The organism is candidate division KSB1 bacterium, from assembly GCA_034506395.1.
GTDB lineage: Bacteria > Zhuqueibacterota > Zhuqueibacteria > Thermofontimicrobiales > Thermofontimicrobiaceae > Thermofontimicrobium.
Window position 1 is genome coordinate 89691 of record JAPDPQ010000010.1, and the last position, 25276, is coordinate 114966.

22 protein-coding genes are annotated in these 25276 nt (G+C 45.4%); 15 read left to right on the top strand and 7 right to left on the bottom strand.

The features are described 5' to 3' along the window. Window positions 1-12: 12 nt before the first annotated feature. Entirely contained in the window at window positions 13-1122 is a 1110-nt protein-coding gene (locus ONB37_08560; protein MDZ7400197.1) for an alanine dehydrogenase, read from the bottom strand. 303 nt (window positions 1123-1425) lie between these two features. Between ONB37_08560 and ONB37_08565 the strand changes: the two genes are divergently transcribed. The 3 genes from ONB37_08565 to ONB37_08575 all read left to right on the top strand — a co-directional run bounded on the left by ONB37_08565 (window position 1426) and on the right by ONB37_08575 (window position 5806). Beyond that, the gene (locus ONB37_08565) at window positions 1426-2694 is read left to right on the top strand and encodes a TonB family protein (protein ID MDZ7400198.1); all 1269 of its coding nucleotides are present in this window, start codon (window positions 1426-1428) and stop codon (window positions 2692-2694) included. A 154-nt stretch (window positions 2695-2848) separates the two neighbouring features. Further along, window positions 2849-4441, top strand: coding sequence for an FGGY family carbohydrate kinase (locus ONB37_08570; protein ID MDZ7400199.1), 1593 nt, complete (start codon window positions 2849-2851; stop codon window positions 4439-4441). A gap of 393 nt (window positions 4442-4834) precedes the next feature. Continuing rightward, the gene (locus ONB37_08575) at window positions 4835-5806 is read left to right on the top strand and encodes an ROK family protein (protein MDZ7400200.1); all 972 of its coding nucleotides are present in this window, start codon (window positions 4835-4837) and stop codon (window positions 5804-5806) included. A gap of 259 nt (window positions 5807-6065) precedes the next feature. On the opposite strand, the gene ONB37_08580 is transcribed toward ONB37_08575, so the two are convergent. From ONB37_08580 to ONB37_08595, 4 genes are all read right to left on the bottom strand, one after another. Then, a complete protein-coding gene (locus ONB37_08580) occupies window positions 6066-6872 on the bottom strand; it encodes a DUF4412 domain-containing protein (protein MDZ7400201.1) in 807 nt (268 codons plus the stop codon). A 216-nt stretch (window positions 6873-7088) separates the two neighbouring features. Then, the gene (locus tag ONB37_08585; protein MDZ7400202.1) at window positions 7089-7754 is read right to left on the bottom strand and encodes a hypothetical protein; all 666 of its coding nucleotides are present in this window, start codon (window positions 7752-7754) and stop codon (window positions 7089-7091) included. A gap of 183 nt (window positions 7755-7937) precedes the next feature. Further along, a complete protein-coding gene (locus tag ONB37_08590; protein MDZ7400203.1) occupies window positions 7938-8984 on the bottom strand; it encodes a hypothetical protein in 1047 nt (348 codons plus the stop codon). 269 nt (window positions 8985-9253) lie between these two features. After that, the gene (locus ONB37_08595; GenBank protein MDZ7400204.1) at window positions 9254-10024 is read right to left on the bottom strand and encodes a creatininase family protein; all 771 of its coding nucleotides are present in this window, start codon (window positions 10022-10024) and stop codon (window positions 9254-9256) included. 274 nt (window positions 10025-10298) lie between these two features. On the opposite strand from ONB37_08595, the gene ONB37_08600 reads away from it, so the two are divergent. The 7 genes from ONB37_08600 (at window position 10299) to ONB37_08630 (ending at window position 16153) form a co-directional block, all read left to right on the top strand. After that, a complete protein-coding gene (locus ONB37_08600) occupies window positions 10299-10994 on the top strand; it encodes a MotA/TolQ/ExbB proton channel family protein (protein MDZ7400205.1) in 696 nt (231 codons plus the stop codon). Continuing rightward, window positions 10991-11392, top strand: coding sequence for a biopolymer transporter ExbD (locus tag ONB37_08605; GenBank protein MDZ7400206.1), 402 nt, complete (start codon window positions 10991-10993; stop codon window positions 11390-11392). The genes ONB37_08600 and ONB37_08605 overlap by 4 nt, the downstream gene beginning before the upstream one ends. A gap of 41 nt (window positions 11393-11433) precedes the next feature. Continuing rightward, window positions 11434-12015 (top strand): TonB C-terminal domain-containing protein, encoded by a 582-nt coding sequence (locus ONB37_08610; GenBank protein ID MDZ7400207.1) that lies wholly within the window; start codon window positions 11434-11436, stop codon window positions 12013-12015. Next, window positions 12015-13295 (top strand): Tol-Pal system beta propeller repeat protein TolB, encoded by a 1281-nt coding sequence (gene tolB, locus ONB37_08615; protein ID MDZ7400208.1) that lies wholly within the window; start codon window positions 12015-12017, stop codon window positions 13293-13295. The genes ONB37_08610 and tolB overlap by 1 nt, the downstream gene beginning before the upstream one ends. A 72-nt stretch (window positions 13296-13367) precedes the next feature. Continuing rightward, the gene (gene pal, locus ONB37_08620; GenBank protein MDZ7400209.1) at window positions 13368-13904 is read left to right on the top strand and encodes a peptidoglycan-associated lipoprotein Pal; all 537 of its coding nucleotides are present in this window, start codon (window positions 13368-13370) and stop codon (window positions 13902-13904) included. Window positions 13905-14005: 101 nt separating this feature from the next. Next, the gene (gene ybgF, locus ONB37_08625; protein MDZ7400210.1) at window positions 14006-14797 is read left to right on the top strand and encodes a tol-pal system protein YbgF; all 792 of its coding nucleotides are present in this window, start codon (window positions 14006-14008) and stop codon (window positions 14795-14797) included. Window positions 14798-14941: 144 nt separating this feature from the next. After that, window positions 14942-16153 (top strand): glycoside hydrolase family 27 protein, encoded by a 1212-nt coding sequence (locus ONB37_08630; protein ID MDZ7400211.1) that lies wholly within the window; start codon window positions 14942-14944, stop codon window positions 16151-16153. Between the two features lie 348 nt (window positions 16154-16501). Here ONB37_08630 and ONB37_08635 read toward each other — a convergent pair whose 3' ends face one another. Then, complete coding sequence (locus tag ONB37_08635; GenBank protein MDZ7400212.1) at window positions 16502-18004, bottom strand: insulinase family protein; 1503 nt, start codon at window positions 18002-18004, stop codon at window positions 16502-16504. Then, the gene (locus ONB37_08640) at window positions 18001-19350 is read right to left on the bottom strand and encodes an insulinase family protein (GenBank protein MDZ7400213.1); all 1350 of its coding nucleotides are present in this window, start codon (window positions 19348-19350) and stop codon (window positions 18001-18003) included. Before ONB37_08640 ends, ONB37_08635 begins: the two co-directional genes overlap by 4 nt. 524 nt (window positions 19351-19874) lie before the next feature. Between ONB37_08640 and ONB37_08645 the strand changes: the two genes are divergently transcribed. From ONB37_08645 to trpC, 5 genes are all read left to right on the top strand, one after another. Then, window positions 19875-20711 (top strand): hypothetical protein, encoded by an 837-nt coding sequence (locus ONB37_08645; GenBank protein MDZ7400214.1) that lies wholly within the window; start codon window positions 19875-19877, stop codon window positions 20709-20711. A gap of 479 nt (window positions 20712-21190) precedes the next feature. After that, window positions 21191-22666 (top strand): anthranilate synthase component I, encoded by a 1476-nt coding sequence (trpE, locus tag ONB37_08650; protein ID MDZ7400215.1) that lies wholly within the window; start codon window positions 21191-21193, stop codon window positions 22664-22666. Beyond that, complete coding sequence (locus tag ONB37_08655; GenBank protein ID MDZ7400216.1) at window positions 22650-23213, top strand: aminodeoxychorismate/anthranilate synthase component II; 564 nt, start codon at window positions 22650-22652, stop codon at window positions 23211-23213. Before trpE ends, ONB37_08655 begins: the two co-directional genes overlap by 17 nt. 15 nt (window positions 23214-23228) lie before the next feature. Next, entirely contained in the window at window positions 23229-24248 is a 1020-nt protein-coding gene (gene trpD / locus ONB37_08660; protein MDZ7400217.1) for an anthranilate phosphoribosyltransferase, read from the top strand. Beyond that, on the top strand, window positions 24245-25081 hold the full coding sequence (gene trpC / locus ONB37_08665; protein ID MDZ7400218.1) for an indole-3-glycerol phosphate synthase TrpC: 837 nt from the start codon (window positions 24245-24247) through the stop codon (window positions 25079-25081). Before trpD ends, trpC begins: the two co-directional genes overlap by 4 nt. The last annotated feature ends 195 nt before the right edge of the window (window positions 25082-25276 follow it).

A 25276-nucleotide genomic window follows, 5' to 3' on the forward strand; every position in this document is an offset into this window, starting at 1 on the left:
TTAGCAATGGGACTAACATTTATATTTGCTAAACTCCAAATCATATAGATCTGCCACTCCTTTATTGGTGCATTTGCCATCGCTCAGATAGATACCAGAAGCCAATATCTGGTTTGTTTGGCAGGCTTTTTTGATGCCCTCTCGAGCGATCGACATGGCAAATGGGGCGACGATGTTATTCATGGCTCGAGATGCTGTCCGAGCGACGACCGCTGGAATATTAGGAACGCAATAGTGCAGAATCCCTTCTTTGATAAATACCGGGTCAGAATGCGTGGTCGGTCGGCTGGTTGCGACACATCCCCCATGGTCAATAGATGCATCAATGATGAGCGAACCTTTTTTCATCAACTTCAGATGCTCTTCGGTAATGAGAATCGGGGTCCGTTGTGCTGGTTGATACACAGCACCAATGAACACGTCTGCAAATTTTAGTGCCCGCTCAATCATATAAAGGTTGGCTTCAGCAGTGATTACCCTGCCCCCTAATTCTCGATGAATAAACCGCAGTCGCGAGATATCTTCATCCATGACGACGACCTGCGCGCCGAGACCGACAAAAGCTTTGGCAGAATTGAAACCTAACTGGCCTGCACCGAGAATGACAACGGTCGATGGCGGGATGCCCGGGAATCCACCAATGGCAATCCCACGGCCACCGTTATCGCATTGCAAAAAACGACCTGCAATTTGGGGCATCATGTTGCCAGCAATTTCACCCATAGCGACCAGGAGCGGTCGATATTTGGGTGCGATCTCGATCAATTCCGTCCCCACAGCGGTGACTTTCTTTTCCAACATCATCTCAATCGTACGCTTTTTCAGCAGCCCCGTCAACAGAAATGAGAAAATCATTTGCTCTGGATGAAGCAATTCCGCCTCAGATTCTGTCGGTGGCATCACTTTGATAATCAGATCGGAGCGCTTAAACACTTCCTCGTGGTTGAACACAATTTCACCACCCATTTTTTGGAAATCCTCGTCTGAAAAGCGACTGTCCAATCCTGCTCCACGTTCGATGTAGACCTTATGCCCTTCCTTGACCAATGAGTAGACACCTGGCGCCGTCAGCGAAATTCGCCGCTCCTCAGCTAGGATTTCCTTAGGAATTCCAATATTCATATCTTAACCTCCACAGGAACGATTTATTTTTTCCCAAAAGTTAGCTATATAAGATAGCTTTTTTTTGCTAAAATGCAAGTGAATTATTTAAATTTTTATCAAATCCATATCAACCATTTATCTTCATCTAAATCGCTGGGGTGAAAACTTTAAACTTTGCACAAATCACATCCTGCTGGCAGACATTTTGCTTTCTATAAATTTTAGTAACAAGGATTTTATGCTTGACTTTAAAGAGAATAATTTTTATAATTCATTCGAATTTTGAAAAGCAAGGGGTAACAAGTTATTGTGGAGACCAGTGTGAAGCACGATAGCCGCGACCGCACCAAGTTTGAAGTGTTGAAAGATTTAGCTAAAAACGAAAAATCAAGCGCTCAGACCTTTAAAGTGGGCACTTCCCAGAAAATCGAAAAATTTCCAGCCGAATTTAAAAAGGGGATTCTTCAATCGATCGATTTGCGCTTCCTCCTGATTCTCTTGTTCTCATTAGTCCTAAATGTGAGCTTTATTTTTTTGCTCCGACGGATGGTGCCCATGGAATTAACCAGCAAAGCGATTAGCAATATTCAAGAACGCTACGCAAAACTTTTGCTCAAAGAGGGCTCTCTCTCGTACCCGAGCTTTTTGGATCGATTATCGAAATACGAAAATCGAATCGATCCTGAGGTGATCACTGGATTGACCCGATGGATGTCTACTTATACGGATAATTTTATCGAGAGCATAGCAGAGATTCCTGCAGCTCGCGAATCAAAAGGTTCAAGTGCTGGTCCCTTAGGACCTAGAGAGACAAGCTTACCATCCCGGGAAGATTTGCTTGGTGCGCGATCTACGGCTACTGCGCAAAGGCGAGCGTCTCGGGCTGAATTAGAGCAGCAAATGAGCTCAGTAGGGTTATTGGGATTAATTTCCAGTAATACTCGAGCAGCCGATCGCGAGTATGTGGAGGACCTCCTGGAATACGCTTCAGAAAACTCTGAGCATTTAAGTGAGGTGCTATCCCGTCTGAGTGCAATCGAGGTTCCGCGCTATGGAAGCAGTCATTATCTCAGGAGATTAAAGGATGGGGATGATAGTCGTGGCATCGGTAGCGACGAGGCACTTCTCAAAGGGGGACGTATCACAGCTAACGAAGAAAAACAACAGGCGATCGAAAATGTCAAGCCAATCGAAACGGTTCAGGCAAAGCCTGCTAAGCGCAATCTAAATTACGAACCTGTTCCTACGAGCGAGGAGGAGCAAGCAGCCATAACCCAGAAGCGCGTCAAAACCCGGTCGGCTCAGGACGTGATGCGGGTTGTCCAATCTCATACTCGCGCTTTGCAGGATTGCTATAAGCAAGAATTGCGCTACGCACCGAATATCAGTGGTAAGATCACTGTGCGATTTGTGGTTGATCCTGATGGCAATGTGAAAGATGTCGCGCTTGTATCTTCCACGCTCAATAGCCCCAGGATGGAACAATGCATTATCAATCGGATCAAACGCTGGCGCGACTTCCCACCGTGCGACCCAAGCGTTGGAGATAAAACCTATCGACAATCGTTTAGCTTCGGAGAGAAAAATTGAGTCATGGGCCTCTGCACCACTGAAACACAGCAAAATGATTAGCAGCTTGTGCTGATGTTGGCAGACATGTGACGCTCAAATTGAAGAATGGAATAAAGCAGAAGATTGTACTACCAGCGGCGAGATGAATTGACCGAACTCAAGGAGGGAGAAAGTGAAACAATTATTTGCTGGCATTGATTGTTCGACCCAAAGCTGTAAGCTTGTCATCATCGATCTGGATCTCAAACAGGTACTTTATACTGATGTTGTCAATTATGATCATGATCTTCCCCAATATCACACAGTAAACGGGGTTATCTCAGGCCTCGGTGAGGGAGTTTCTGAATCTGATCCCAAGATGTGGATCGACGCGCTGGAGACGCTATTTCAGCGATTGGCTCGATCTGAGATTTCGCCGCGGGATATTCAGGCGATTTCGGTATCAGGGCAACAGCATGGGCTGGTGTGTCTGGATCGGGAAGGCAATCTCTCGCGAACAAGAAGCAAGCTCTGGAACGATTTCTCCACACGCGCCGAATGCGAACAGCTCACCGAATTTGTCGGAGGGCCGAAGCAAATGATCGCTGAAGTGGGGAATACGCAACGCACCGGATACACCGCTGGCAAAATTCTACATTTCGCTCGTCACGAGCCAGACGCCTTCAGAAGAACTGCAACCTGTTTTCTGGTTCACAATTTCGTCAATTGGTACCTAACTGGTGGCAAAAACGGAGGCGTGCGCGTTATGGAGCCAGGTGATACATCCGGTATGGCGCTTTGGCATCCAGCCACAAGATCTTGGTCTGAAAAATTGATAGATTTCATCGATCCCAGCTTGCGGGAGAAACTTCCTCCAGTCCTGCCATCCGATCGATTTATCGGCACCATCTCTGCAGATTTGGTCCATCGCTTTGGTTTCGATCCCAAATGTCAAATTGATGCTGGCAGCGGCGACAATATGTATGGTGCGATTGGAACTGGCAATGTGGTCCCAGGGATTGTTACAGTCAGCCTGGGCACCAGCGGCACGGCGTATAGCTTCATGGAACAACCATATATCGACCCTGAAGGTGAAATTGCAGCCTTTTGCGATAGCACAGGCCATTATCTGCCGTTGCTTTGCGTATCCAATCTCGCCAATGGATATAACACGCTGCTGCAACAATTTAACCTGAACCATGAGCAGTTTAATCAAATTGCAGCTAAAACCCCTGCTGGTTGCCTGGGGCGAGTGGTGATCCCATGGTATGCTGGGGAGCGGACTCCGGACGTGCCTTTGGCTGCTCCGCTCTACTTCGGTTTCGGGTTGGACGATTTTCGTCCCGAATGGCTCTGTCGCGCGGTGCTTGAGGGACATGTACTCAATCTATATGATGGATTTCAGCGGATGCCAGTGACCGCTCAAGAAATTCGGCTGACAGGTGGTTTGTCGCGCTCGGAGATCTGGTGCCAAACCATTGCCGATATCTTTGAAGCCACGGTCGTGCCAGTGGAGGGAGAAGGCGCTGCGTTGGGTGCTGCTCTCCACGCTGCTTGGGTATATCGTAAAAATCAAGACCCCTCCATTTCTTTGCTTGAATTGATTACACCTTTTGTCCTGCTCCAAGAACAACGTCGGAAAAACCCAATTGCCGATAATGTCAGGCGTTACCAGATCCTTAAAAAGCTATATCATTCATTGAGCTGCCTTGTTCGCAGACAACCGAGCAGTGAAGATCCTTTTGAACTGAGAAATCATCTAATTCAAATCGGCAGCAACCGATGAGTTGGTATTTCAATATTTCTTACAGGGCTGAGAGGCTGATTTGATGCTAAAACTATTATCATCACTCAAAATCTTCATCTCAAGGCCCTTACTCACCACAAAGGGTTAACAATCCCCCAACGAGGACGCATTGCAGGCCAATTATCCTTCAGCCCAATTCGTCACTGTTGGGGCTTTTTTATTTATTTGTTCGGCTTTGGTTCAAAGAAAATTTAATTCAAATAAGGTTCAATGCGTCATCTGGGTATTTTTCTGAATTCAAAAAGGAGTGAATTTGAGTTGTTACAAAAAAACAAAAAAAGCTTGACTTAGAAAATAATTTCCCTTAAATTTGCCAGCTATCCTTTGGATTTTCTGATTCGAAAACGGTTGAATGAAATCTTACGGTGAGTAATGAGTTTATTTATCGGTTTGGATCTTGGGGGGACAAATTTGAAATATGCGCTGGGCACTGGGAATGGTGATTTGTTGATTCGTTTTAGCAAGCCTTCGATGGCGTTTGCCAAGCAAGATAAGATTTTCGAGAACATGTTTTCCGCTGTGGATCAGTTGATAGAAGTAGCGGCAAGTCGAGGCGAGACCGTGGTTGCCATCGGGATCGGCAGTCCTGGTTGCGTTGATTTTGAGACAGGTCAATTATTGGGTAGCACGCCAAATTTTGTGGATTGGACCAATGCTCCGATCAAAAAGCGTTTCGAAGAGCGATTTCACGTGCCAACTTGGGTTGATAATGATGCGAATATGATGGCTCTGGCGGAGTCGCGCAAAGGAGCTGGCCGGGGATACCGATCCGTTCTCTGCGCGACATTGGGGACAGGAATAGGCGGGGGAATGGTCATCAATGGAGAACTCTATCGAGGTTCACATTATTCAGCAGCGGAGATCGGGCATATTGTGATTGAGATCGATGGTAGGCCGTGCAATTGCGGCAATCGCGGATGTCTCGAGGCTTACGCTGCCGCCCCCGCGATTGTGGATCGCTATCGGAAAAAGTTGAAAAGATTCGGCGTCATGTTCGATATCGAAGGTCTAAATACCGAAACGATCTTTTTGAAAGCACAACTAAACGAAGACCTCGCTAAAGAGACCATTTTGGAGACCTGCGACTATCTAGGGACCGGGCTGGCAAGCGTGGCCAATGTCATCGATCCAGATTTAATCATTCTTGGGGGCGGCGTAGCTGAGGCTGGCAATGAATTTATTCAGCGCATTGAGCAAGCAGTAAAACAAAATGCCATTGGTGCCATTGCCGAAAAGATCCGCGTGGTAAAAGCCATGTTGAACGTCGACGCTGGCATCATTGGCGCGATCCTTCTGGCTGCTGAAAATTATGCGGCATCACATAGCAAACCCAGAAAGCTATAATGATGAAACCCCGCCCCCATACGAGGAAATGAAATCGAAATGAAATTTTATGTTTTCAGAAATCAGGAGTAAGAAAGATCGTGATTGAATCGAATGAAATTGTGGGTTTTTATGCGCTCAATCCACAGGGTCATCTTGACCAAACAGCCGCGGATTAAATGATTAGTGGTACAGGCATCTCTTTTTTTCTTTTCAATTCCAATCGAAAACTCAGCCAATGGTAAGCTCGTTGCAAAAAGATCCTATTTCTGTTGGTTGATTAATGTTTGAAAGGCGTCTCCAAGGATTTCTTCGTGTATCCCCTCGGAACTTCAAATTCGCTATCAGAAATTGAGGTCTTTACTACCCGTGTCGTTTCGGTGATTATTTCAATTTTCACCATGCCTGTCTCGGAGTTTATTTTAGTGAGCAACGGCAACCCTCGAAGTTTTCGAGCTTCCGAAGATAATTTAACTTTCATCATGCCTAACTTTTCGTAGATATCTACCCACTCGCTGCCCATATTCAGTTTGCTGGTTAGCCACATCTCCATAATCGGTTCATCGTCCAAGTTGAAAAACACTTGTTCACAGTCGTAACCGAGAATCATTTTGGTTTTCCCTGTTTTCTTAAAAGAAATTTCAAATAGTGATTGATCGGTGAACATTTTGCCTAGATCCTTACCCAGCATTTGTTCCATGGCTTTGCGTTCCTCGGGAGACATCTTTTTCATCTCCTGCTGCATAGCGGACTGCATGTCGGTCATCCCCTTCTGCATATCTGCGAAGGTCATCTCCGTATAGCTTTTCTCCTTATGATTGACTGTCCACATTAATTCTTTATCGAACCTGAGGATCATATCTTCTCCATTTGTCAAATCGGCAGACTTAAACTTGCCCGACTTATAAAACGCCTTGTGTTGTTCAGTTTTCTGGCTCGGCTGCCTTGGCATGGTAGATTTCGTTATTACAGTTTGCTCTAAATAGCCTTCAAAGGTTTGAGCGTTGGCAAATTGGAATGTCAAGACCATTATGGCGAGGCCTAAAAATTGGAATCCTTTGATCGGACGGTTCAAATTTGTTCTCATGAATGATTCCTTTCAGCTAAATTAACAAAAGTTGCACGATAGATTCGTTGAAGCAATGGACAACAAAAATATTTAGATTTCTTCTTGTTTTTCAGCCGAACTGGTTATGAGAGATGGCAAGTGTCGGTTCATTGGGCGTATTTCTCGAATTTTTTTACCCGAAAATGCCAAAACCTCATTTCAGCCAGTGACTTCATTTCACCAAAGGCTTGTTGATTAAAAGAACCATCTGGAAGTGACGTAGAGACCGGTTCCGATGGCGAGACCGACCACAATTACCAGGATCAGATATCTGCTGAAATCTAGTTCAATCTTTTCTCTTTCCTTACGCCGAATGACGTTAAAAAGCATAGTGGCCAACGCGACGACGACGGTGAAAAAGAAGAAATACATTGGAGTATCAAAATAGCCGCGGGAGACCCCAACCTCCTCTCGAAACGAGAGCTTTGCCAGCACAATCGAAACAACGAGAGTGACTGCTTGCACGATGACCCGAAATTCGATGTGCGTTTTTTTGGATAACCAGACGTTCAACAATGTCAGACCAGAGCACCCCAAAGATGCCGTCAATAGGATGGCAGCATTGTAGAACAAAATCGAATATTTCAATGGATGGTGGGTCAAGGTCAGAAAAAAAAGCCCTACCATTTCACCGATGATGATCGTCTGGAGCAGCATAATAAATTTGGGATTGGGAGCCTTCGCCTCTTCAGGTTCTGGAGGAGCTGCCTCTTTGTGAATACGAATTTTTCGAGCCTGGCGATTAATAAATCCATCCTTTGGCGTTTCAGATTCATCTGATGCAAAAGAGGCGAATAATAGGATGAACAGCCCGGTCATGCTAACCAGAAGGCTGAGGCTGCTGAGGCAAATGAATACCATTGAGGCGCACTCCGAAGTGGGTGATCGCATTGTTTGCCTTAATATATGAAATAATAGCAAAATGTCAAGTAAAATTATTGTTTCAATTCGAGCTCAAAACCTGCCGGCATGATCATTTTTTCCACTGAGAAACCCAATCGGCAAAAGGGAATGATAGGAAAAGCGTCACCTCACTAGTCGCTGCTAAATCGAGGGGGAGATTTTCCGATGCTGGCTTATAGGGGAACCCGGTTCTTGCAGCGCATTGGGAGATTTCAAATAGATCGTTTCGAACGCCTGAATGAACAAGCTCATGATCCAATCTGAGCTTCCTTGTTTACGAGCAAAATCGAATTGGGACCATTCCGGGATCCGCTTTTCCGATCGCAATGCATGCTCTCTCCTCCAGCGATCCAAGATTGGCTTTAATAATCGAGCAAGGTTTTCCGGTTGAACAAGGTGAGCAAAAGTGGAGATACTATGCACCAAATTTAAGATATCCAAACCTGTATAGTGAGGGGGATACCGCAATTTGTTGAAATTGAGTTTGGCATGATGGTCGAATTCGCATCCAAGGGCTGCGGACTCAAGATCGTAGTTCAACAACGAGCGAAGGGATGGCGCGATAATGGCGTCATATTTCCCATCGAATTGGGCGAGCAGCCGGGCCACATGGACCGTGGCTGCTGGGCAACTTGGAGTGGATTCCAATTTTTCACCTGGCTGCTTGAGCCGATCGCAGTGCCAGCCTCCATCTCCTCGCTGCGTGGTGATTATGTAATTTATTGCCGCTATGACTGAATTGCTCTGCCGATACCCCAGGCGCGTTAAACAATAGGCCAAATGAGCCGTGATGCAAACGAGCGTGATGGCTTGTTGTTTTTGGCGATGATAGCGGATCATAAATTGTCCGTCCTCCATTTGTTGCCATAGCAAAATCTTTAGCAACTCGTGGATGCCGAGTTTTTCCGCTGAAACGCCTATATCGGCGAGGAAACGAATGACCCAGTAGAATGAACCATATACCCGATAATCGGCTGGCCTTTTCAGTAAAGATTTGATCCCCAGCGTTGGATCATTCAGCCGCTGGATCAGATTTGCGATGTTTGGGTCAGTGAGCAGGGCTTGTTCCAGCAAATTGCGCCTTGCATCATAGTTCGGCAACAATACCAAACGCGACCAGGTAGTGCCGGAAGATAATATTTTCCCCTTTTGCTCATTTATTGAATAAATAAATTGATCGAAATTCATATCGATTTTAAAGTACCTAATCAAATGATGAAATGAAAATTGACAAGCATATCTGCTCTAAAATTTTTCAGAGATAGGGGGGAGGATCATCACGAAAAAAATCTTATAAGTGTTGAAGTCCTATTCGTGTTAGTTATTTTTCAGCGCCGATCAGGAACATCATGATCATTGAAAGAAAACAGACTTATCCTAAACGCAAAGATCCTGCCATTGAATTTCCGTTGCGCTGCTATTAGAGAAATCAAATTAGAAACATGTGTAGGCAAAAGCTAGGGCTGCTGAGGAAACAGCTCATCGATTGGGGTTTGCGCCAGCTCGCTGAGAAATGTAGCGATCCGTTGGCATACCAGCGCCAAATACTGTCTTCCCTTTTCAGCGCTCGCTCGTGATGGATCGCCCACAGCGCAATGATCATTGAGATTTTTGAACCGACGACTGGTTTGAACCCATCCCCTTTTTAGGGCTTCAAATCGGAACGGACGAGCTGGGGCAGGTTTTGCCCTTGATAGCTCCACCAATTCAGGATAAATGGCTAATGCAACGGAGGTCTCGAACTCGCCAGCATGATCGTCTGGGGTTTCAAAAATCTCATCGTATTTATCCGATCCCACTTTCCACCAATTGCAAACGAACAAATGGACGTCCAGCTCGCATTGCAATTGTCGAACCAAAGGGGTAAAATCATTGCCCCCGTGCCCATTGAGAATGACGATCTTTCGAATCCCATGGTGCCGCAATGAACGAATAATATCGCGGAGCATGCCATCCAGCGTGGCTTGAGAAATATGGATCGCCAGCGGGAAGTCCAACAAATTGCAATCGACCCCATATGGGATCGCTGGCAAGCAAATGATGGAGCGGCACTCTTGCCAAGCCAGTTGACAGCTTTGTTGCGCCACATAGGAAGTGTGAAGAAAATCCTGCCCTTCTGGAAGATGATGATTGTGCGGCTCAATTGCACCAACGGGTATGACTGCCACCTCAAGTTTTTGTTTCGAGAGACGATCCAGATTCGTTTGTGTTAGATCCCATTCGTTCATCAATTGTTCACTCCTCAGATTTGATATCTTAACCGATTCGTCATGGTTGAATTTAATGATTTATTCAATTGAATGCAAGACAATTGCTTCAGCTCGTTCATGTTTGCTTTCAACGAAGCAGCGGAAGACTTTTTTCAATCAACGATTGATAGGTTCGAACATTTTATTAAAAGGATTGGTTGTAGAGATGAAACTAATTTCTGCCTTGATGGTTAGAAATAGCAACATGACAAAGCGGGCAAAAATTTTTTCATCGTGATGTGGGAAGCAGCGTATGGCCGAGTTGACAAGATTCGTTTTTCAATCGAGTTTAGTTGCCAAAACGGTTTTATTGATCTTGTTCGTTTTATCGGTGATTTCTTGGGGGATTATTATTGAAAAGGCAAGATTGTTCTATAAAATTGCCAAGGAGAACGAAAAATTCTCGCGGCTGTTCAAGCTGCGAGTGAAATGGAATGACCGATTTACCTTCAGTCGCGAATTCCAATATAGCCCAATTGCCCGCGTATTCCGAAAAAACGCCACAGATCTCAAAGTTTGGCTCGAGCAGTCTCTTGAACCCAATGGAACTGTGAATCTTTCAACGGATCGAACGGTAAGCAATCGACAATCCATTCCTTTGCGTCAGATTTTCGACGTCTCTATCGCTGATGAGATGGAGCTGTTGGAGCGTCGTTTGGTATTTTTGGGAACGACCGTGAGCGTTAGCCCATTTTTGGGATTATTTGGTACTGTCTGGGGGATTATGACATCGTTTTTGAGCATGGGCATGCGCGGCTCAGCCGATATATCAGCAGTTGGACCAGGGATTGCTGAGGCACTGATCACGACTGTGGCGGGCTTGGCTGTCGCGATTCCTGCGCTGGTGGCTCATAACTATTTCGCCAATCGATTGCGCCAGATTGCAAATGAAACCGAAAGCTTTTTTTCCAATTTGATGATTTCCATCGAAAGAGAGCGACCGCTGTGAAAAACGGAAGATATCGGATCATTTCTGAAATCAATGTGACTTCCCTAGTTGATGTGACCATGGTGCTATTGATCATTTTCATGATTACCGCACCGTTGATGCGAAGTGGCATCGATGTCGAACTACCAAAATCGACTGCCGATGATCTCAAGCCCTATGATGGCGTCGTGGTTACTCTGATGCGGGATGGAACCATCAAGTTGAACGATGCCAAGGTCAGGCTGGAAAATTTTGAAGTGAGATTATTGCAGCTTTATGCTACAAGTCGCCAAAAAGTGGTAATGCTTCAAGCCGATCAAGAAGTCCAATATGGCAAAGTCATTCAATTGATGGATCGAATCAAGGCGGCGGGGATCAACAATTTGGGATTAATTGTTCAACCTGAAAAAAAGCCATGAGAAACTCGGTGTTGTTATCTTTGGCATTGCATGGAATGCTAATGGTTTTATTAGTGTTTTGGCCGTCACGGCCAAAGCGCCCAACGAAACCGATCAATATTTATCCAGTGGAGTTGATCAGCGCGGCGCAATTGGTCGAAACACATGCTCCCAAAATTACGGAGACCAAAACAACACCGCCGCCGCCGAAGCCGAAAGAGCAAACCGTTCCAATCGCCAAAACAGCGCCCAAAAAACAGATGGAGAAGAAGAGCGAGCCACCACCTCCTCCAACCGCTCAGCAATCTGAAGCACCAGTTGCAGCAGGATCGAGCGGATTGAAAATTGATACCAAAGATTTCCCGTTCAGCTATTATCTGGCGATCTTGCAGAATCGGATCCAACGGAACTGGCAGCCACCTTATCAGCAAACCACTTTGCCCGAAAAACTGACTACAATGATTCGATTTCAAGTGCAAAGGAGCGGCAAAATTGTGAATGTCGTAGTGGAAAAATCATCGGGGCGATATCTATTCGATCAAGCAGCGCAGCGTGCTATCTATTCGGCAGATCCGCTGCCTCCGCTGCCGGATGATTTTGCGGGCGAATTTCTATCCGTGCACATTGAATTTGAGGGATTATAATGAATAATCGAATTCAGATCAGCCTATTCATTCTGTTACTGTTGGCGCTGGGTTCGCAAGCGCCAGCACAGGATGAAGTCTATTTGAAAATTCAATCCGAGGGATATAATAAGATCAATCTTATTATTGCCCCGTTTCGAGCAGAGGAGCAATTGGAGGCCACAGAACAGATCCGCGGTATTATGATCAATGATCTCACGTTATCAGGTTTTTTCAACATCATCGATGCCGCACAAACAATAATGGCTCTCGGCGATACAGGGACAGGAACTCAAGCGATAACCGGCGCGCAAGTCCAAGCAAGCTTATCTTATCGCAGCGATCAAATCAATCTGAAAGTGTTGTTGTCCGAACTTCCTAGCCAGCGCAAAATTTTTGAAAAAAAGTTTGAGGGTCAGCAGCAATCGCTGCGTTGGTTGGCCCATCAAGCGTCCGACGAGGTCGTTTATTACCTAGTGGGAGAAAGAGGGGGTGCAACGACGAAGATCGCCTTCATCAGCCAACAGGGCAATGGAAAAGAACTTGCAGTGATCGATTATGATGGGGCTGGATTTCAGCGACTCACATCATCTGGGGTTCTCAATTTATCGCCGCGATGGTCGCCACAAGGTGACAAAATCGTGTTCACGAGTTACATTATGGACAATCCCGACCTGCTAATTTTGCGATTGAGCGACAAGAAACCCTATCGGATTTCAAAAGAAGCTGGGTTAAACACATCACCAGCATGGTCCCCTGATGGCAAAAAGATTGCCCTTACGCTTAGCAAAGACGGCAATCCGGAGATCTATGTCATGGAGTACGCCAGCCGCAAACTGCAGCGATTGACCAATCACCCAGCCATTGAATCCTCGCCCTCCTGGTCACCCGACGGTCGGGAGATTGTATTCACCTCTGACCGAAGCGGCTCTCCCCAGCTCTATTTGATGGACGCGCAAGGAGGTAACATTCGCAGGCTGACTTTCGAGGGGAGCTATAACGAGTCGCCCGCTTGGTCTCCCCGCGGCGATCGGATCGCGTTCGTCTCACGAGACAATGGTCGCTTTCATATCTGCACCATTAGCGTGACGGGCGAAGATCTTTTGAAATTGACAGACGGGCCTTCGGATAATGAAAACCCGTGCTGGTCTCCCAATGGATTGCACATCGCCTTCGCATCGAACCGTGAGGGGAGATGGGATATTTACGTGATGAACTGGAATGGCACCCAACTTAGAAAATTGACGCGAACTGGTGGAAACACTTCGCCGACATGGTCGCCACGATTGACCCAAAATTGATCTGTCTTTTATAAATGGCTCGATTCATTAGTCAATTCATCTTTCATAAAAATTTTATAGGAGGAATTAGATATGAGAATCCATAAGATACTCGGACTATTATTGAGCCTGTTATTAATAATTACATGGGCTAGTTGTTCGAAAAAGGTGACCAAAACGGCTCCACAAATAGGAGAAACTAGCGCGCCTGCACCATCGCCCCCGCCTATTGAGAGCGAGCGACAGATAGCCCCAATAGACCTTGATGTCAAAGAAACCGCCGAAACTACGGAAGAAATCGTGTTCCAAGATATCAATTTTGATTTTGATCGGTATGATTTAACCCCACGAGCGCGCGATATTCTGGCCAATCATGCGCGGATCTTGAAAGAGAATCCGCAGATCAAGCTGACCATCGAGGGACATTGTGATGAACGAGGCACGATTGAATATAACCTGGCGCTTGGCGAGCGACGTGCCAATGCCGCAAAGGAATACTTGGTCAAATATGGCATCGACCCCTCCAGAATTCGGACCATCAGCTATGGCAAAGAACGGCCGCTGGATCCAAGAAGCAATGAAGAAGCCTGGGCCAAAAACCGTCGCGCTGCTTTTGTGATTCGAAATTAGCGAATATTGTTTTCTAAATCCAGCAAATCTCCTCGGAGGTTTACCGCGCTCCGAGGAGATTTGCTTTGTTTGAAAGAATGATATTCGAACGGTACTAAAAAATGAAGCATCAAATCACTATTTTCAGAATGTGTCTGATCGGATTGATGGCAGCACTGATGCTAAGCTGTGCGACTCGCAAAGAGATCGTCCAGTTCAAAGATGACACTGCCTATCTCCGATTAAAGTCGGATGCTCTGCAACAAGAAAATGCCGAGCTCAAGCGGATGCTTCAGGAATTGAACCGGCAATTAGCATCCCTTCAGGACGAAACGCGTCGCACCAAGGCCGATTTGCTGACCGAGATCGATCAACTTAAAAGCCAGATCCAGATCGTCTCCAGCCGATTGGAAGATAATACCTATCGCATGTCTCATCTGATCCAGAAACCTGGACCAGTAATGCCCCCGCCAGCAGCAAAGGATACGGCGAACGATGCCGCAGGTTCCGATGCTTCGATCATGAAAACCATTTTGAGCGATGATGATCCTTTGAAAATCTACAACGCAGCCTATCTTGATCTCTCCAAAAGGAATTACCAATTGGCCTTGCAAGGTTTTCAGCAATTTTTGCAGCGATACCCCCAAAGTGATCTGGCTGACAATGCTCAATATTGGATTGCAGAAGCCTATTACGCTCAGAAAGATATACAAAGAGCGATCGAGAATTTTAAGAAAGTGATTGAAAACTATCCCAGAGGGGATAAGGTCCCAGCTGCTTTGCTTAAGCTCGGATATTGTTATTTGACGCTCGATAATCAGGTGGAAGGCAAAAAATATTTGCGAGCGGTCATTGAGCGATTTCCCAATTCTGAAGAAGCACGGTTGGCACGAAATCGGCTCTCGTCGAATTGATTTGAAAATGCAGCTTGACCAAAAAATCAAATGTTAAATTAGGAATATCACTTCTGAGTGAGCAACTCAGAAAATTTCCAGAATTATCTATTTGAGTTGCAAAAAATACCTATCACCACCTTAACTCAATAAAGGAGCTAAACCATGAAAGCGCGAACCCTGCTGATTCTTATCTTGCTATTATCAACCTCTTCGCTTTATGCCCAAAAATTTGCTGGATTGGCATTGACGCCCCCCATGGGCTGGAATAGCTGGAATAAATTCGGCTGTGACGTAGATGAGAAGATGATCCGAGAAATGGCCGATGCAATGGTAGCTAGCGGTATGAAGGATGCGGGGTATCAATACATCGTAATAGACGATTGCTGGCATGGCGAGCGAGATGCACTCGGTTTCATTCAGGCCGATCCAGAGCGATTCCCCTCCGGAATCAAGGCGCTGGCTGATTATGTACATTCCAAGGGGTTGAAATTCGGCATTTACTCGGACGCTGGTTGGAAGACCTGCGCTGGTCGACCAGGCAGTCGCGGCCATGAATATCAGGATGCGATGAAGTATGCGGAATGGGGGGTAGATTATCTGAAGTACGATTGGTGCAATACTGAAGGATTAAACGCCGAGGGCGCTTATTTGACCATGCGAAATGCACTTTACGCCGCAGGACGGCCCATTGTATTCAGCCTATGCGAGTGGGGCAGCAACAAACCCTGGCTTTGGGCGAAGGATATTGGCCATCTATGGCGCACCACTGGCGACATTTCAGTCAGCTTCGGCCAAGATATAGATCACGGCACCTGGAAATCATTGAGCGTCATGTCCATCCTCGATTTGCAGGAGGGGCTGCGTGGCTATGCAGGACCCGATCATTGGAACGACCCAGATATGCTGGAGGTCGGCAATGGAATGTCGATTAGCGAAGATCGCGCCCATTTTTCGATGTGGTGCATGCTGGCCGCGCCGCTCATCGCTGGGAATGATCTGAGAAACATGTCCAAAGAGACGGTGGCAATTCTTACCAATAAAGAAGTGATTGCCGTCGATCAAGATTCTCTCGGCATCCAAGGCTTCAAATATTCAGCACAAGATAGTCTGGAGACCTGGTTCAAGCCGCTCTCAAAGGGCGCGTGGGCGGTCTGCTTTTTGAACCGCAGCATCGCTCCGAAAAAGATATCATTCACATGGAAAGACCATACCATAGTGGACGATTTCGCCAAACGGGAGATCGATTTCAAAAAGGCGAGTTTCAAGATTCGGGACCTCTGGGCAAAAAAAGATGTTGGGACAACGGATAAGCCCTTGGTCACCAAGGTTGGCGGGCATGATGTGGTGATGCTAAAATTAAGTCCTATTAAGTGATTTTTCATTTTAGCTTAATGCTCAGCTACTAAGGACAGTGAATCTGTTGCCAATGTCTTTAACGGTTCAAGCTGAGCGACAGGTAGGATAGAATTCGTTTCTCTATAAAAATAACCAAGGGATTTTCATTAAAATGAGGACGTATCATTTCATTTGATTATTCTATGTGAAGTGAATTTGCGCGAGTTTTCTCAGAGAACCGTCGCACAAGCCTCCCATCGCTTTAAGCGATAAAAATCAAAAAAGGAATATTGAAACTCAGGGATGCTTTTGGATGCATGGAGTCCCTTTAATTCAATATTCCTTTTTTTATTCGCTTCAAGTGTAAACGAGCTAATATCTGGATTCTCAGCGCAGAAAAAGCTCGGCCACTGGAATGATCGTCACGTTCTCTGGCTTGATGTTGAGCGGATAGCGCTCGATCTCTCGATCTTCCTGGAGCACCTCTGCGGGTTTTGGAGTAACATATTTCATAGGACTGGGGGCGTCCGCAATCAGTGCTTGCTTCAAGGCAATAGCGTTATTGGTTACAATAACGATTTTCAGGTTTTGATATTGTAAATGCCGTTTGATCGCAGCGTTGACCTGTTCCAACGTCAATCGATCAAGCATTTCAGGGAATTTTTTGAGATGATCTTGAACCCCATAAAATTTATCGTCCAACTGATACCCTAACCGCAATGATGTGGTTGGAGCGTAATGGAGATAGTATTTTTTGAGGAACTTTCTAGTCAATTCAAAATCCTGCTGAGTCATGCCGTTATCGACCAACTTTTGCAGCTCGCGAATAGCGGCACGAAGGGCGAAATGGGCAGCCTCGGTCTGGACAGGCCGGATCCAGATCTCAAAGATCTGTTGCCTTCGGCCCACATTCGGGGCGGGAAATTGTCGCGCCCATCCGTTGGGAAAGCATTCAATGTATGAATAATCACCATAATTCATCCCGCGCGCCTCACGGATGACCTGGTACAGGTGGCTGCTCGAGTTGCGATGCTCGCCAAACCAGGAATTAGCCAGCCATAGTGCATAGAAATCATCCTCACCTCGCAATACATCGATTGGAAATCCTATGGAGATGGCGCTGGAGCGAGTGTCCTTTTCGACCAGGATCACTTGCCGACCGTCGATCGGTAGGGGAGAGGGCTTCTCAACTGGAACTGGAGCCCCTTTCGGCAGTTTATTGAGCGCTTGTTTCAGCCGATGCACAAGCTCATTGTCAAATCCTCCACCAATGCCGATCACCAAATTGTCACGAGCAAAATATTTTTTATAGAAATTTTTTATATCATCCAAGGTGATCGACTTAACGCTTTCGATCAGCCCCGCTTCAGGGTGGCCGTAAGGTGTTTGCTTAAAAATCGCCTGATAGAGAACTTCTTTGCCGAGCGCTTCATCATTCGCATAACGCAAAGTCTTTTCGAGGTAATTGATCGTATTGCTCTTGATCCGCTCAAAGTCCTCGGGTTTGAATGCTGGGCTGATGATCGCCTGGGTGAACAGATCGAAATAGCGATCGAGATTATCCCGATGGATTCTCCCGCTGATCACGGTCATCTCCTTATCCACCGAAGCGCTATAGCTTGCAGCCATGGGATAAAGTTGTTCGAGGATCTGATCGTAACTATTTTGTTGCGTGCTTGCTTCAGTCAGCATCGCGGCGGTCAATTGGGCCAATCCTTCTTTGCCAGAGGGATCGTTCTGCGAGCCGACCTTGAACCAGATCGCAAACGAAATGGTCGGATCGGATGAAACCTTGAGCAGAACGGTTTGATCATTAAGTGAAGATCGACAGCCGGCATAGAGAAAGCCGAACAGAATAGCCATTGCAAAAACAATCATGGGAGATTTCATGACTTCTGCCCTCCTTTCAGCACCACGACGGTTCGTTTTTGTTCGACCAGCAAATTATTGGCAGCATCACGGATGTCGGCTGGCGTAACCTGTTCATAGGTTTCATAAAGCTGATTCACAGCCTCAATGTCACCAGTCAGGGCGATATAACGGGCCAAACTTCCAGCGACATCATCGGGCGTTTCTAATCCCATGAGGAAGCTGTATTTGAGCCGGCGCTTCAAATCGTTCAATTTCTGCTTGCTGACTGCTTCTTGCTTGAAATGTTCGATTGTCCGATAGATCTCATTCTTGATGTTGTCAATATCGTCCTCCCGCTTGATCATCGTCCAGATAGTCAGCAGTTGCGGATCTCGAGCTGAATTGAAATCGGCCGAAATAAATTGCACTCGCTGCTCGTTCAAGACCAATTTTTTATATATATCGCTGGTCTCGCCGAACGCCAAATCGCCCAAGAGAACGCAAGCTGCCATGGTTTTGCTCTTGGGGTCAAAAGCCAAGGATTTATAGGCGACGCAGAGGATCGGCAACGTCTCTCCGTTATAGGTGACATTGGCAGTACGTTCGGCCTGCTGTTCTGGTTCTGCTGGGATTTGCGGTGGAACATAGCCTGGTTTCCAATTTCCATAGTATTTTTTGACCAACTCCATTGTGCTGGCTGGATTAACATCTCCCACAATCACCAGGACTACGTTTTCTGGTCGATAATAGCGATTGAAGAAGGAGAGGCTATATTCGTACATCGTTGGCATCGCTTCGATATCCTGACGAAAGCCGATCGTCGTATGCTTATAGGTGTGGACATCAAAAGCGGTATCCATGAGCTTTTCCGAGAGCAAAAACCAGGGACTGGAGAGGCTCTTCAAATATTCGCCATGAACGGCCCCGGCCTCGGTTTTGAACGCTTGTTCTTCGTAGTATAAATTTTGAAAACGATCGCTTTCTAATTCCATAACCTTTTCGAGGTCCTCTGAAGCGAAGTTTAAATGATAACAGGTCAGATCATCAGAAGTGTAGGCATTGGCATCGGCACCCATCTCGGTGATGAGTTTATCATAAACCGAACCAGGGTATTTTTTGGTCCCCCGAAACATCATATGCTCAAAAAAGTGGGCGAATCCCGAATGCCCTGGCTCATATTCATCACGGCTACCCGTCCGAACGATGCTATAGTAGGCCACTAACCCCGGGCTTTCCATAGGAATGATGATCACCTTTAGCCCATTATCCAAAACCTTTTTATGATATGGATAGGGGAAGATCCCGCTGGCTTGCTCCGACTGAGCAGCCAACGCAAAAACATAAAACAGCAATAACAACAATGAGCTCATCATTACAGTTTTCATAATGAGTTTCATCCTCCTGGATTTCATCCAAAGATACACCAATTATGACTTAAGATTTGGTGATACTTAATTGAGCAGCTCCTTTGGTTCGTCCATGAGAGCCGCTATTCATAAAATTATTTCTCATAACTGAACGTGCCTTTTGAAACGATATCGGATGTCCATAATGCCAACCGATAAGAAGCGCAACATAAAATTGAAAATCATATTCGAATCGGTTTCAAAAATCTGTTCAAGAATTTTAAACGAAAACTGACAATGGCAAAAAGGATTTGTTGATGATTCCGATTCTTTGGAAAAGATCAGGTATTTTGAGGATATTAGTATCCCACTGCCCCCAAAATCGAATTGCACGAAAGCTTTTATTATGCAAAATCCGCCTCATAGATAATGGCTTAAAAATAACAAACCAGAAAAATAAATGCAAATGATTTCTTTCAATAAATGTGCTGTACATCAAGTTTTTTTATAGCAAGAATTTTAAATTATCAACAGAAAAGATAATCAACCAGGAGGACAAAGCCATGAAGAGAGCGCGAACGAAAAAAATTCTTGCTCTGGGGGGTATGATTATCTTGTTAATGGGTTTGACGACCTGTGAGAAAGAACCTACTAAGCCGGTTGCTGTGGCGCCCGATTTACCACCCGTAGAATCCTTGCAGGCCGATCTCTCCTTTTTCAAGCTGAATTCCAATTCAACTTTAAATAAAGCCACTCTTTCTAAAAGCAATTTTTTCGCAGCGGTTTTCCGAGTTTCCGCGATCAATCTTACGGTATTGGCAGCTTCGGCCGTTCCGACTGCTGTACTGACCGCGGCGCTCACTCAGCCAGCAGAATTAAAATCCGATGGAAAATGGCACTGGATTTTTCACGCCTCTGAGGGACCTCTGACCTTTAGTGTCGATCTAGCTGGGTGGATCGATACCCAAAATGGCGAGGCAGTGTGGGAAGCATATATATCAAGCAATGCCCATCTTCCACCGTTGGAGCATTTCCTCTGGTTCGAAGGACGGGCAAAAATCAGCAACAAAGAAGGATGGTGGACCTTTTATGACCATCAATCTCCCGATTCTCTCATTGCTACTCTAAAAGTTGAATGGGATTTGAGTGATGAAAACGATCGGGAATTGACCTTCACCAGGGTGAAAGTTGGATGTAAAAATTATGGAGATTATTTGAAGTACGGGATAGAATTGACGGATCATTTTTTGATTTACTACGATGCCTCGACAAATCGGACCAATACGATCTATTGGAATTCTGAGACACGGGCTGGATATATCGAGTGGTTCGATTATAACAATGGGCAAAAAAGTTATTGGGATGAATATTTTAATGATATATCGGGTCCTCCAGCATAGTTGAATCGTTTCATTCAACGACCAAAGCCCTGGTGCTAATCCCCTGATCGGTACCAGGGCTTTTTTATTTGGAGAGATCAAATCTGGTGAGCACACTCGGAGCTCCCGCATCGTCCTTTCAAATAGACTTCATTTTTTTTAAGGTCCGAAAACAAATTTTCCGCAAATAGAACAGACTGCCGGTATTTTGCGCACAAAAAGAGCAAATTTATTCTCGATGGTATCGATCCCTTTTGTAACGGTTTCATTTGATCAATGAATTTTAGAGGCAGTATGTTTTATAATATATCAAAAATCGACAATGCGAACAACTGGTGGTGGCGCTGGATGAATTGCACGTAGGCGTCCACCCATTATTTTTTAAAGAAAATCTCATTGGCCGTGGATGTCTACAGTCCACGGCCTTTTTAATTGGAAAGGCTGTGATCTAAAAGTAAGACAGCCTTTTTTATTTTCAGCCCTAAAAAAAGGAATAATGTATGAAGCTTAACCAATTATTGGATTCAAAAATCAGAATGAAATCGTTCAGCAAAAAATTTCTTGCTGACATGGATACTCCTGTATCCACGTATCATAAATTGAGCGATCAACCTTATTCATTTTTGTTGGAGAGCATGGAGGGAGATGGGCAGCGCGGCCGGTATTCGGTTATTGGAATGAAGCCTTTGCTCATATTTAAGCGACTATCCAATCATACTATTATTGAGAGTCCGCTTTCAGAGGATCAACTGGATTTAGGAGATGGAAATCCATTTGACCATTTGAAGTGGATATTGACCAAGTTTGAATTTGATCGAACAGCCTTATTTGAATGCGGTTTTCTTTGCGGGTATATCTCCTACGATGCGGTCAGGCATATCGAGCAAATCCCAGCCAAATCAAGGGTTGATTTGCAACTGCCTGAGATCCTTCTGGTATTGCCGACACAAATCATCATTTTTGATAATTTCAACCACACGCTTCAACTCATTATCCACTTTGAGGATGGGAGTGCGCCGAAGCAGTTAGCTGAACGTGCAGATGCTTTTTTTGAGATGACACTCAAAAAATTTTCTTTACATCAGCCGAGAATAAGGGAGATACAAGGGAATCCGAAAGCGTCAGCGCCTGGGGTATGGTTCAATATGACGGATGAAAATTATCTTCAGAGCGTCGTTAGAGCCAAGGAATATATCCGAAATGGGGATATTTTTCAGGTCGTCTTGTCGCGTCGATTTCACGGCTCGATCCACTGTGGGGGATTCGATGTTTTTCGGATGTTGCGGTTGATTAATCCCTCCCCGTACATGTTCTACCTCAATTTTAATGGATTGGAACTTGTGGGGTCATCACCAGAGACCATGGTCAAATATGACGGTTCTCGAGTAATGGTTCGACCCATTGCCGGAACACGCCGGCGCGGGCAAACACCAGATGAGGATCGCAAGATCGCGGCAGAACTGTTACACGACGAAAAAGAGCTGGCTGAACATGTGATGCTGGTAGATCTGGGGCGCAATGATATTGGCCGGGTTGCTCGATATGGAACTGTGAAAGTGGACGTGTTGAAGCATGTGGAGAATTATTCTCATGTCATGCACATCGTTTCCACTGTGACAGGTGAATTACAGCCAGGATTCGATAGTGTCGATGTATTTAAAGCCTGCTTTCCTGCTGGAACGGTCACTGGTGCGCCGAAAGTCCGTGCCATGGAGATCATTGATGAACTGGAAACGACGCAGAGAGGCTTTTATGCGGGTGCGGTCGGTTATTTTGATTTTTGCGGAAGGATGGATACCTGTATAGCTATTAGAACAATGTTGATCAAAAATAAAATCGCATACTGGCAAGCTGGAGCAGGGATCGTCGCTGATTCCGTGCCTGAAAAAGAGCTTGAAGAAACAGGGAATAAAGCACGAGCATTATTCAAGGCCATTTTAATGGCAGAGGAGGCTCATGATGATTGCCGTGATTGATAATTATGATTCGTTCACCTATAACTTAGTTCAGTTCCTCGGTTGTCTGGGGCAACAAATTGAAGTCTATCGCAATGATCAAATCACGATTGCCGACCTTGAGCGGTTGGCTCCTGATCGGATTGTCATCTCTCCAGGGCCAGGTTGGCCGAAAGATGCGGGCATCACGATGGGGGTGATTGAGCATTTTGCTTCAAGGATCCCAATTTTGGGAGTTTGTTTAGGTCATCAGGCCATTGGTCAGGTGTTCGGCGGTAAAATTGTGCTAGCGCCCGAAATGATGCATGGAAAATCTTCGAACATTTTTCATGAAGAAAGGGGTATTTTCAAAAATGTGACAAATCCGTTCAAAGCCGGGCGTTACCATTCATTAATGGTTGCTCCTGAGTCACTACCAGAGACACTCAAAATTACGGCGCGTACGGATGATAATGTGATCATGGCGATAAGCCATAAGACCTATCCTACCGTAGGCGTCCAATTTCACCCCGAATCAATTTTAACAGAGCAGGGAATGCTAATTTTAGAAAATTTTTTGTATCTTTAGATGAGGAGTCAGCTCATGGAATTTGCAACTTATTTAGAAAAGCTAATTAGAAAGCAGTCGCTGAGTGAATCGGAAGCTTATGATGTGATGATTCAGATATTAAGCGGCAAATATTCCAATGAAAAAATCGCAGGATTATTGGTGGCTCTCCGTGCCAAAGGCGAAACGTCTGCAGAGGTGAGTGGCTTTGTCAAAGCGATGCGTGAGTTATCTGTCCGAGTCGAGACTCCTTTGCCAGTGGTAGATACCTGTGGAACTGGAGGAGACGGAGCGCACACGTTCAATATTTCAACCGCTGCTGCTTTTATTGCTGCTGGTGCGGGTGTTCCTATTGCCAAGCACCATAATCGTTCTGTCTCCAGCAAGTGTGGGAGCGCTGATGTGTTAGAGGCGCTGGGCATTGATATTTTGATGCCTCCCGAAAAAGTAAAAATGGCTATTGAAACGATTGGGATCGGATTTTGTTTTGCGCCGCTGTTCCACCAATCGATGAAATTTGCTACTGTGCCCCGAAAAGAATTAGGGATCCGAACTGTATTTAACATGCTTGGTCCTTTATTGAATCCGTGTTCGGCAAAGCGACAGGTTATCGGCGTTTTTGCAGATGATCTGACAGGCTTTTTTGCCGATATTCTCAAGCAATTGGGAAGCGAGCATGTCTTCATCGTCCACGGCGAGGATGGTCTGGATGAATTGACTTTATGTGGCCGAACCCTGGTCACAGAGCTAATTGGCGATCGAGTATCGTCGCAATTTGTCAGCCCTGAGGATTTCGGTTTCCAACGAGCGAGATCGGGAGATCTGCTGGGAGGAAATGCATCCGAAAATGCCGTGATTTTAAAAAATCTTCTTTATGGTGAAAAAGGTCCCAAGCGCGATGCAGCGGTATTGAATGCAGCTTTAGCAATTGTCTGTGGCGGGTTAGCAAATTCAATACATGAAGGAATTCAAAAAGCGCAAGAATCCATTGATTCTGGGGCGGCCATAGAGAAATTAGAACAGCTAAAGCATTTTTCTCAAGGAGGAAAGAAATGAATCTTTATCATATCGTGCAAAAGGTTAAAGAACGAATACGTGAACAAAAGAAAATAGCTCCCATGGAATGGTATCAAAGTCCAAGATTTCCCCATCAGAATCCGAATTTATTCAAACAGGCGTTCGAGCAGCCTGGAATTCAATTAATTGCGGAAATCAAAAGGGCTTCCCCAACAGCGGGAACGATTACCAAGGATTTTGATCCCGCTGCCATCGCCTTGGATTATGCCACTGCGGGCGCGGCCGCTATTTCCGTCGTCACAGAACCCGATTTTTTCCAGGGCTCTTTAGAAATTTTGAACAAAGTTCGCCAGGTTGTCTCAATCCCCTTATTGCGCAAAGATTTCATCATCGATCCATATCAAATCTATCAAGCGCGATATTTTGGAGCGAACTGCGTTTTGTTGATTGCAAGCATTCTTTCAGACGACGAACTGAAAGAATTTTCTAAATTAGCCGCTGACTTGCAGATGAATGTGCTCCTTGAAATTCATGACGAACAGGAATTGGATCGGGCATTACCAATTGAAACCGCCATAATTGGAATTAATAATCGAGACTTAAAGACATTTCAAGTCGATCTCCACACCAGTTTTCGATTGATAGAAAAGATCCCCTCGGATCGGATTGTGGTGAGCGAAAGTGGCATCAAAGATCATCATGAGGTCAAAGCATTGGAACAGGCTGGCTTCAAGGGAATTTTAGTGGGGGAGTTTCTTATGAGGCTTAATGATAAGAGACATGGTGTAGAATCCCTCCTTGGCAACACGCTTACGCAAAACAAGAAGAAAGATCATTTCGACCCGCCAGTGGCCGAAGAGAGACCTGATTAATGAATTAATCGTGTGAGAAATGCACCTTTGTCAGTTTGCTTGGTTCTGTTAAAAATGATATAAAGATTTCGTTCTGCGAACTTCTACATGATTAGAGCTCTGCAAAATAATAAAAGCGAGTCATTACGAGGAGCAAAGCTACGGAGCAATTTTTGGTTTTTGACGATTGATGGGATTCTTCGCTGCGCTCGGAAT

What these genes read in the sequence shown, in the direction of transcription:
- ONB37_08630 (MDZ7400211.1), top strand. Translation starts at nt 14,942, where the DNA reads ATGAAAGCGCGAACCCTGCTGATTCTTATCTTGCTATTATCAACCTCT.
- trpC (MDZ7400218.1), top strand. Translation starts at nt 24,245, where the DNA reads ATGAATCTTTATCATATCGTGCAAAAGGTTAAAGAACGAATACGTGAA.
- ONB37_08575 (MDZ7400200.1), top strand. Translation starts at nt 4,835, where the DNA reads ATGAGTTTATTTATCGGTTTGGATCTTGGGGGGACAAATTTGAAATAT.
- ONB37_08560 (MDZ7400197.1), bottom strand. Translation starts at nt 1,122, where the DNA reads ATGAATATTGGAATTCCTAAGGAAATCCTAGCTGAGGAGCGGCGAATT.
- ONB37_08610 (MDZ7400207.1), top strand. Translation starts at nt 11,434, where the DNA reads ATGGTTTTATTAGTGTTTTGGCCGTCACGGCCAAAGCGCCCAACGAAA.
- ONB37_08645 (MDZ7400214.1), top strand. Translation starts at nt 19,875, where the DNA reads ATGAAGAGAGCGCGAACGAAAAAAATTCTTGCTCTGGGGGGTATGATT.
- pal (MDZ7400209.1), top strand. Translation starts at nt 13,368, where the DNA reads ATGAGAATCCATAAGATACTCGGACTATTATTGAGCCTGTTATTAATA.
- ONB37_08600 (MDZ7400205.1), top strand. Translation starts at nt 10,299, where the DNA reads ATGGCCGAGTTGACAAGATTCGTTTTTCAATCGAGTTTAGTTGCCAAA.
- ONB37_08585 (MDZ7400202.1), bottom strand. Translation starts at nt 7,754, where the DNA reads ATGGTATTCATTTGCCTCAGCAGCCTCAGCCTTCTGGTTAGCATGACC.
- trpE (MDZ7400215.1), top strand. Translation starts at nt 21,191, where the DNA reads ATGAAGCTTAACCAATTATTGGATTCAAAAATCAGAATGAAATCGTTC.
- ONB37_08590 (MDZ7400203.1), bottom strand. Translation starts at nt 8,984, where the DNA reads ATGAATTTCGATCAATTTATTTATTCAATAAATGAGCAAAAGGGGAAA.
- ONB37_08640 (MDZ7400213.1), bottom strand. Translation starts at nt 19,350, where the DNA reads ATGAAAACTGTAATGATGAGCTCATTGTTGTTATTGCTGTTTTATGTT.
- ybgF (MDZ7400210.1), top strand. Translation starts at nt 14,006, where the DNA reads ATGAAGCATCAAATCACTATTTTCAGAATGTGTCTGATCGGATTGATG.
- trpD (MDZ7400217.1), top strand. Translation starts at nt 23,229, where the DNA reads ATGGAATTTGCAACTTATTTAGAAAAGCTAATTAGAAAGCAGTCGCTG.
- ONB37_08595 (MDZ7400204.1), bottom strand. Translation starts at nt 10,024, where the DNA reads ATGAACGAATGGGATCTAACACAAACGAATCTGGATCGTCTCTCGAAA.
- ONB37_08580 (MDZ7400201.1), bottom strand. Translation starts at nt 6,872, where the DNA reads ATGAGAACAAATTTGAACCGTCCGATCAAAGGATTCCAATTTTTAGGC.
- ONB37_08655 (MDZ7400216.1), top strand. Translation starts at nt 22,650, where the DNA reads ATGATTGCCGTGATTGATAATTATGATTCGTTCACCTATAACTTAGTT.
- ONB37_08635 (MDZ7400212.1), bottom strand. Translation starts at nt 18,004, where the DNA reads ATGAAATCTCCCATGATTGTTTTTGCAATGGCTATTCTGTTCGGCTTT.
- tolB (MDZ7400208.1), top strand. Translation starts at nt 12,015, where the DNA reads ATGAATAATCGAATTCAGATCAGCCTATTCATTCTGTTACTGTTGGCG.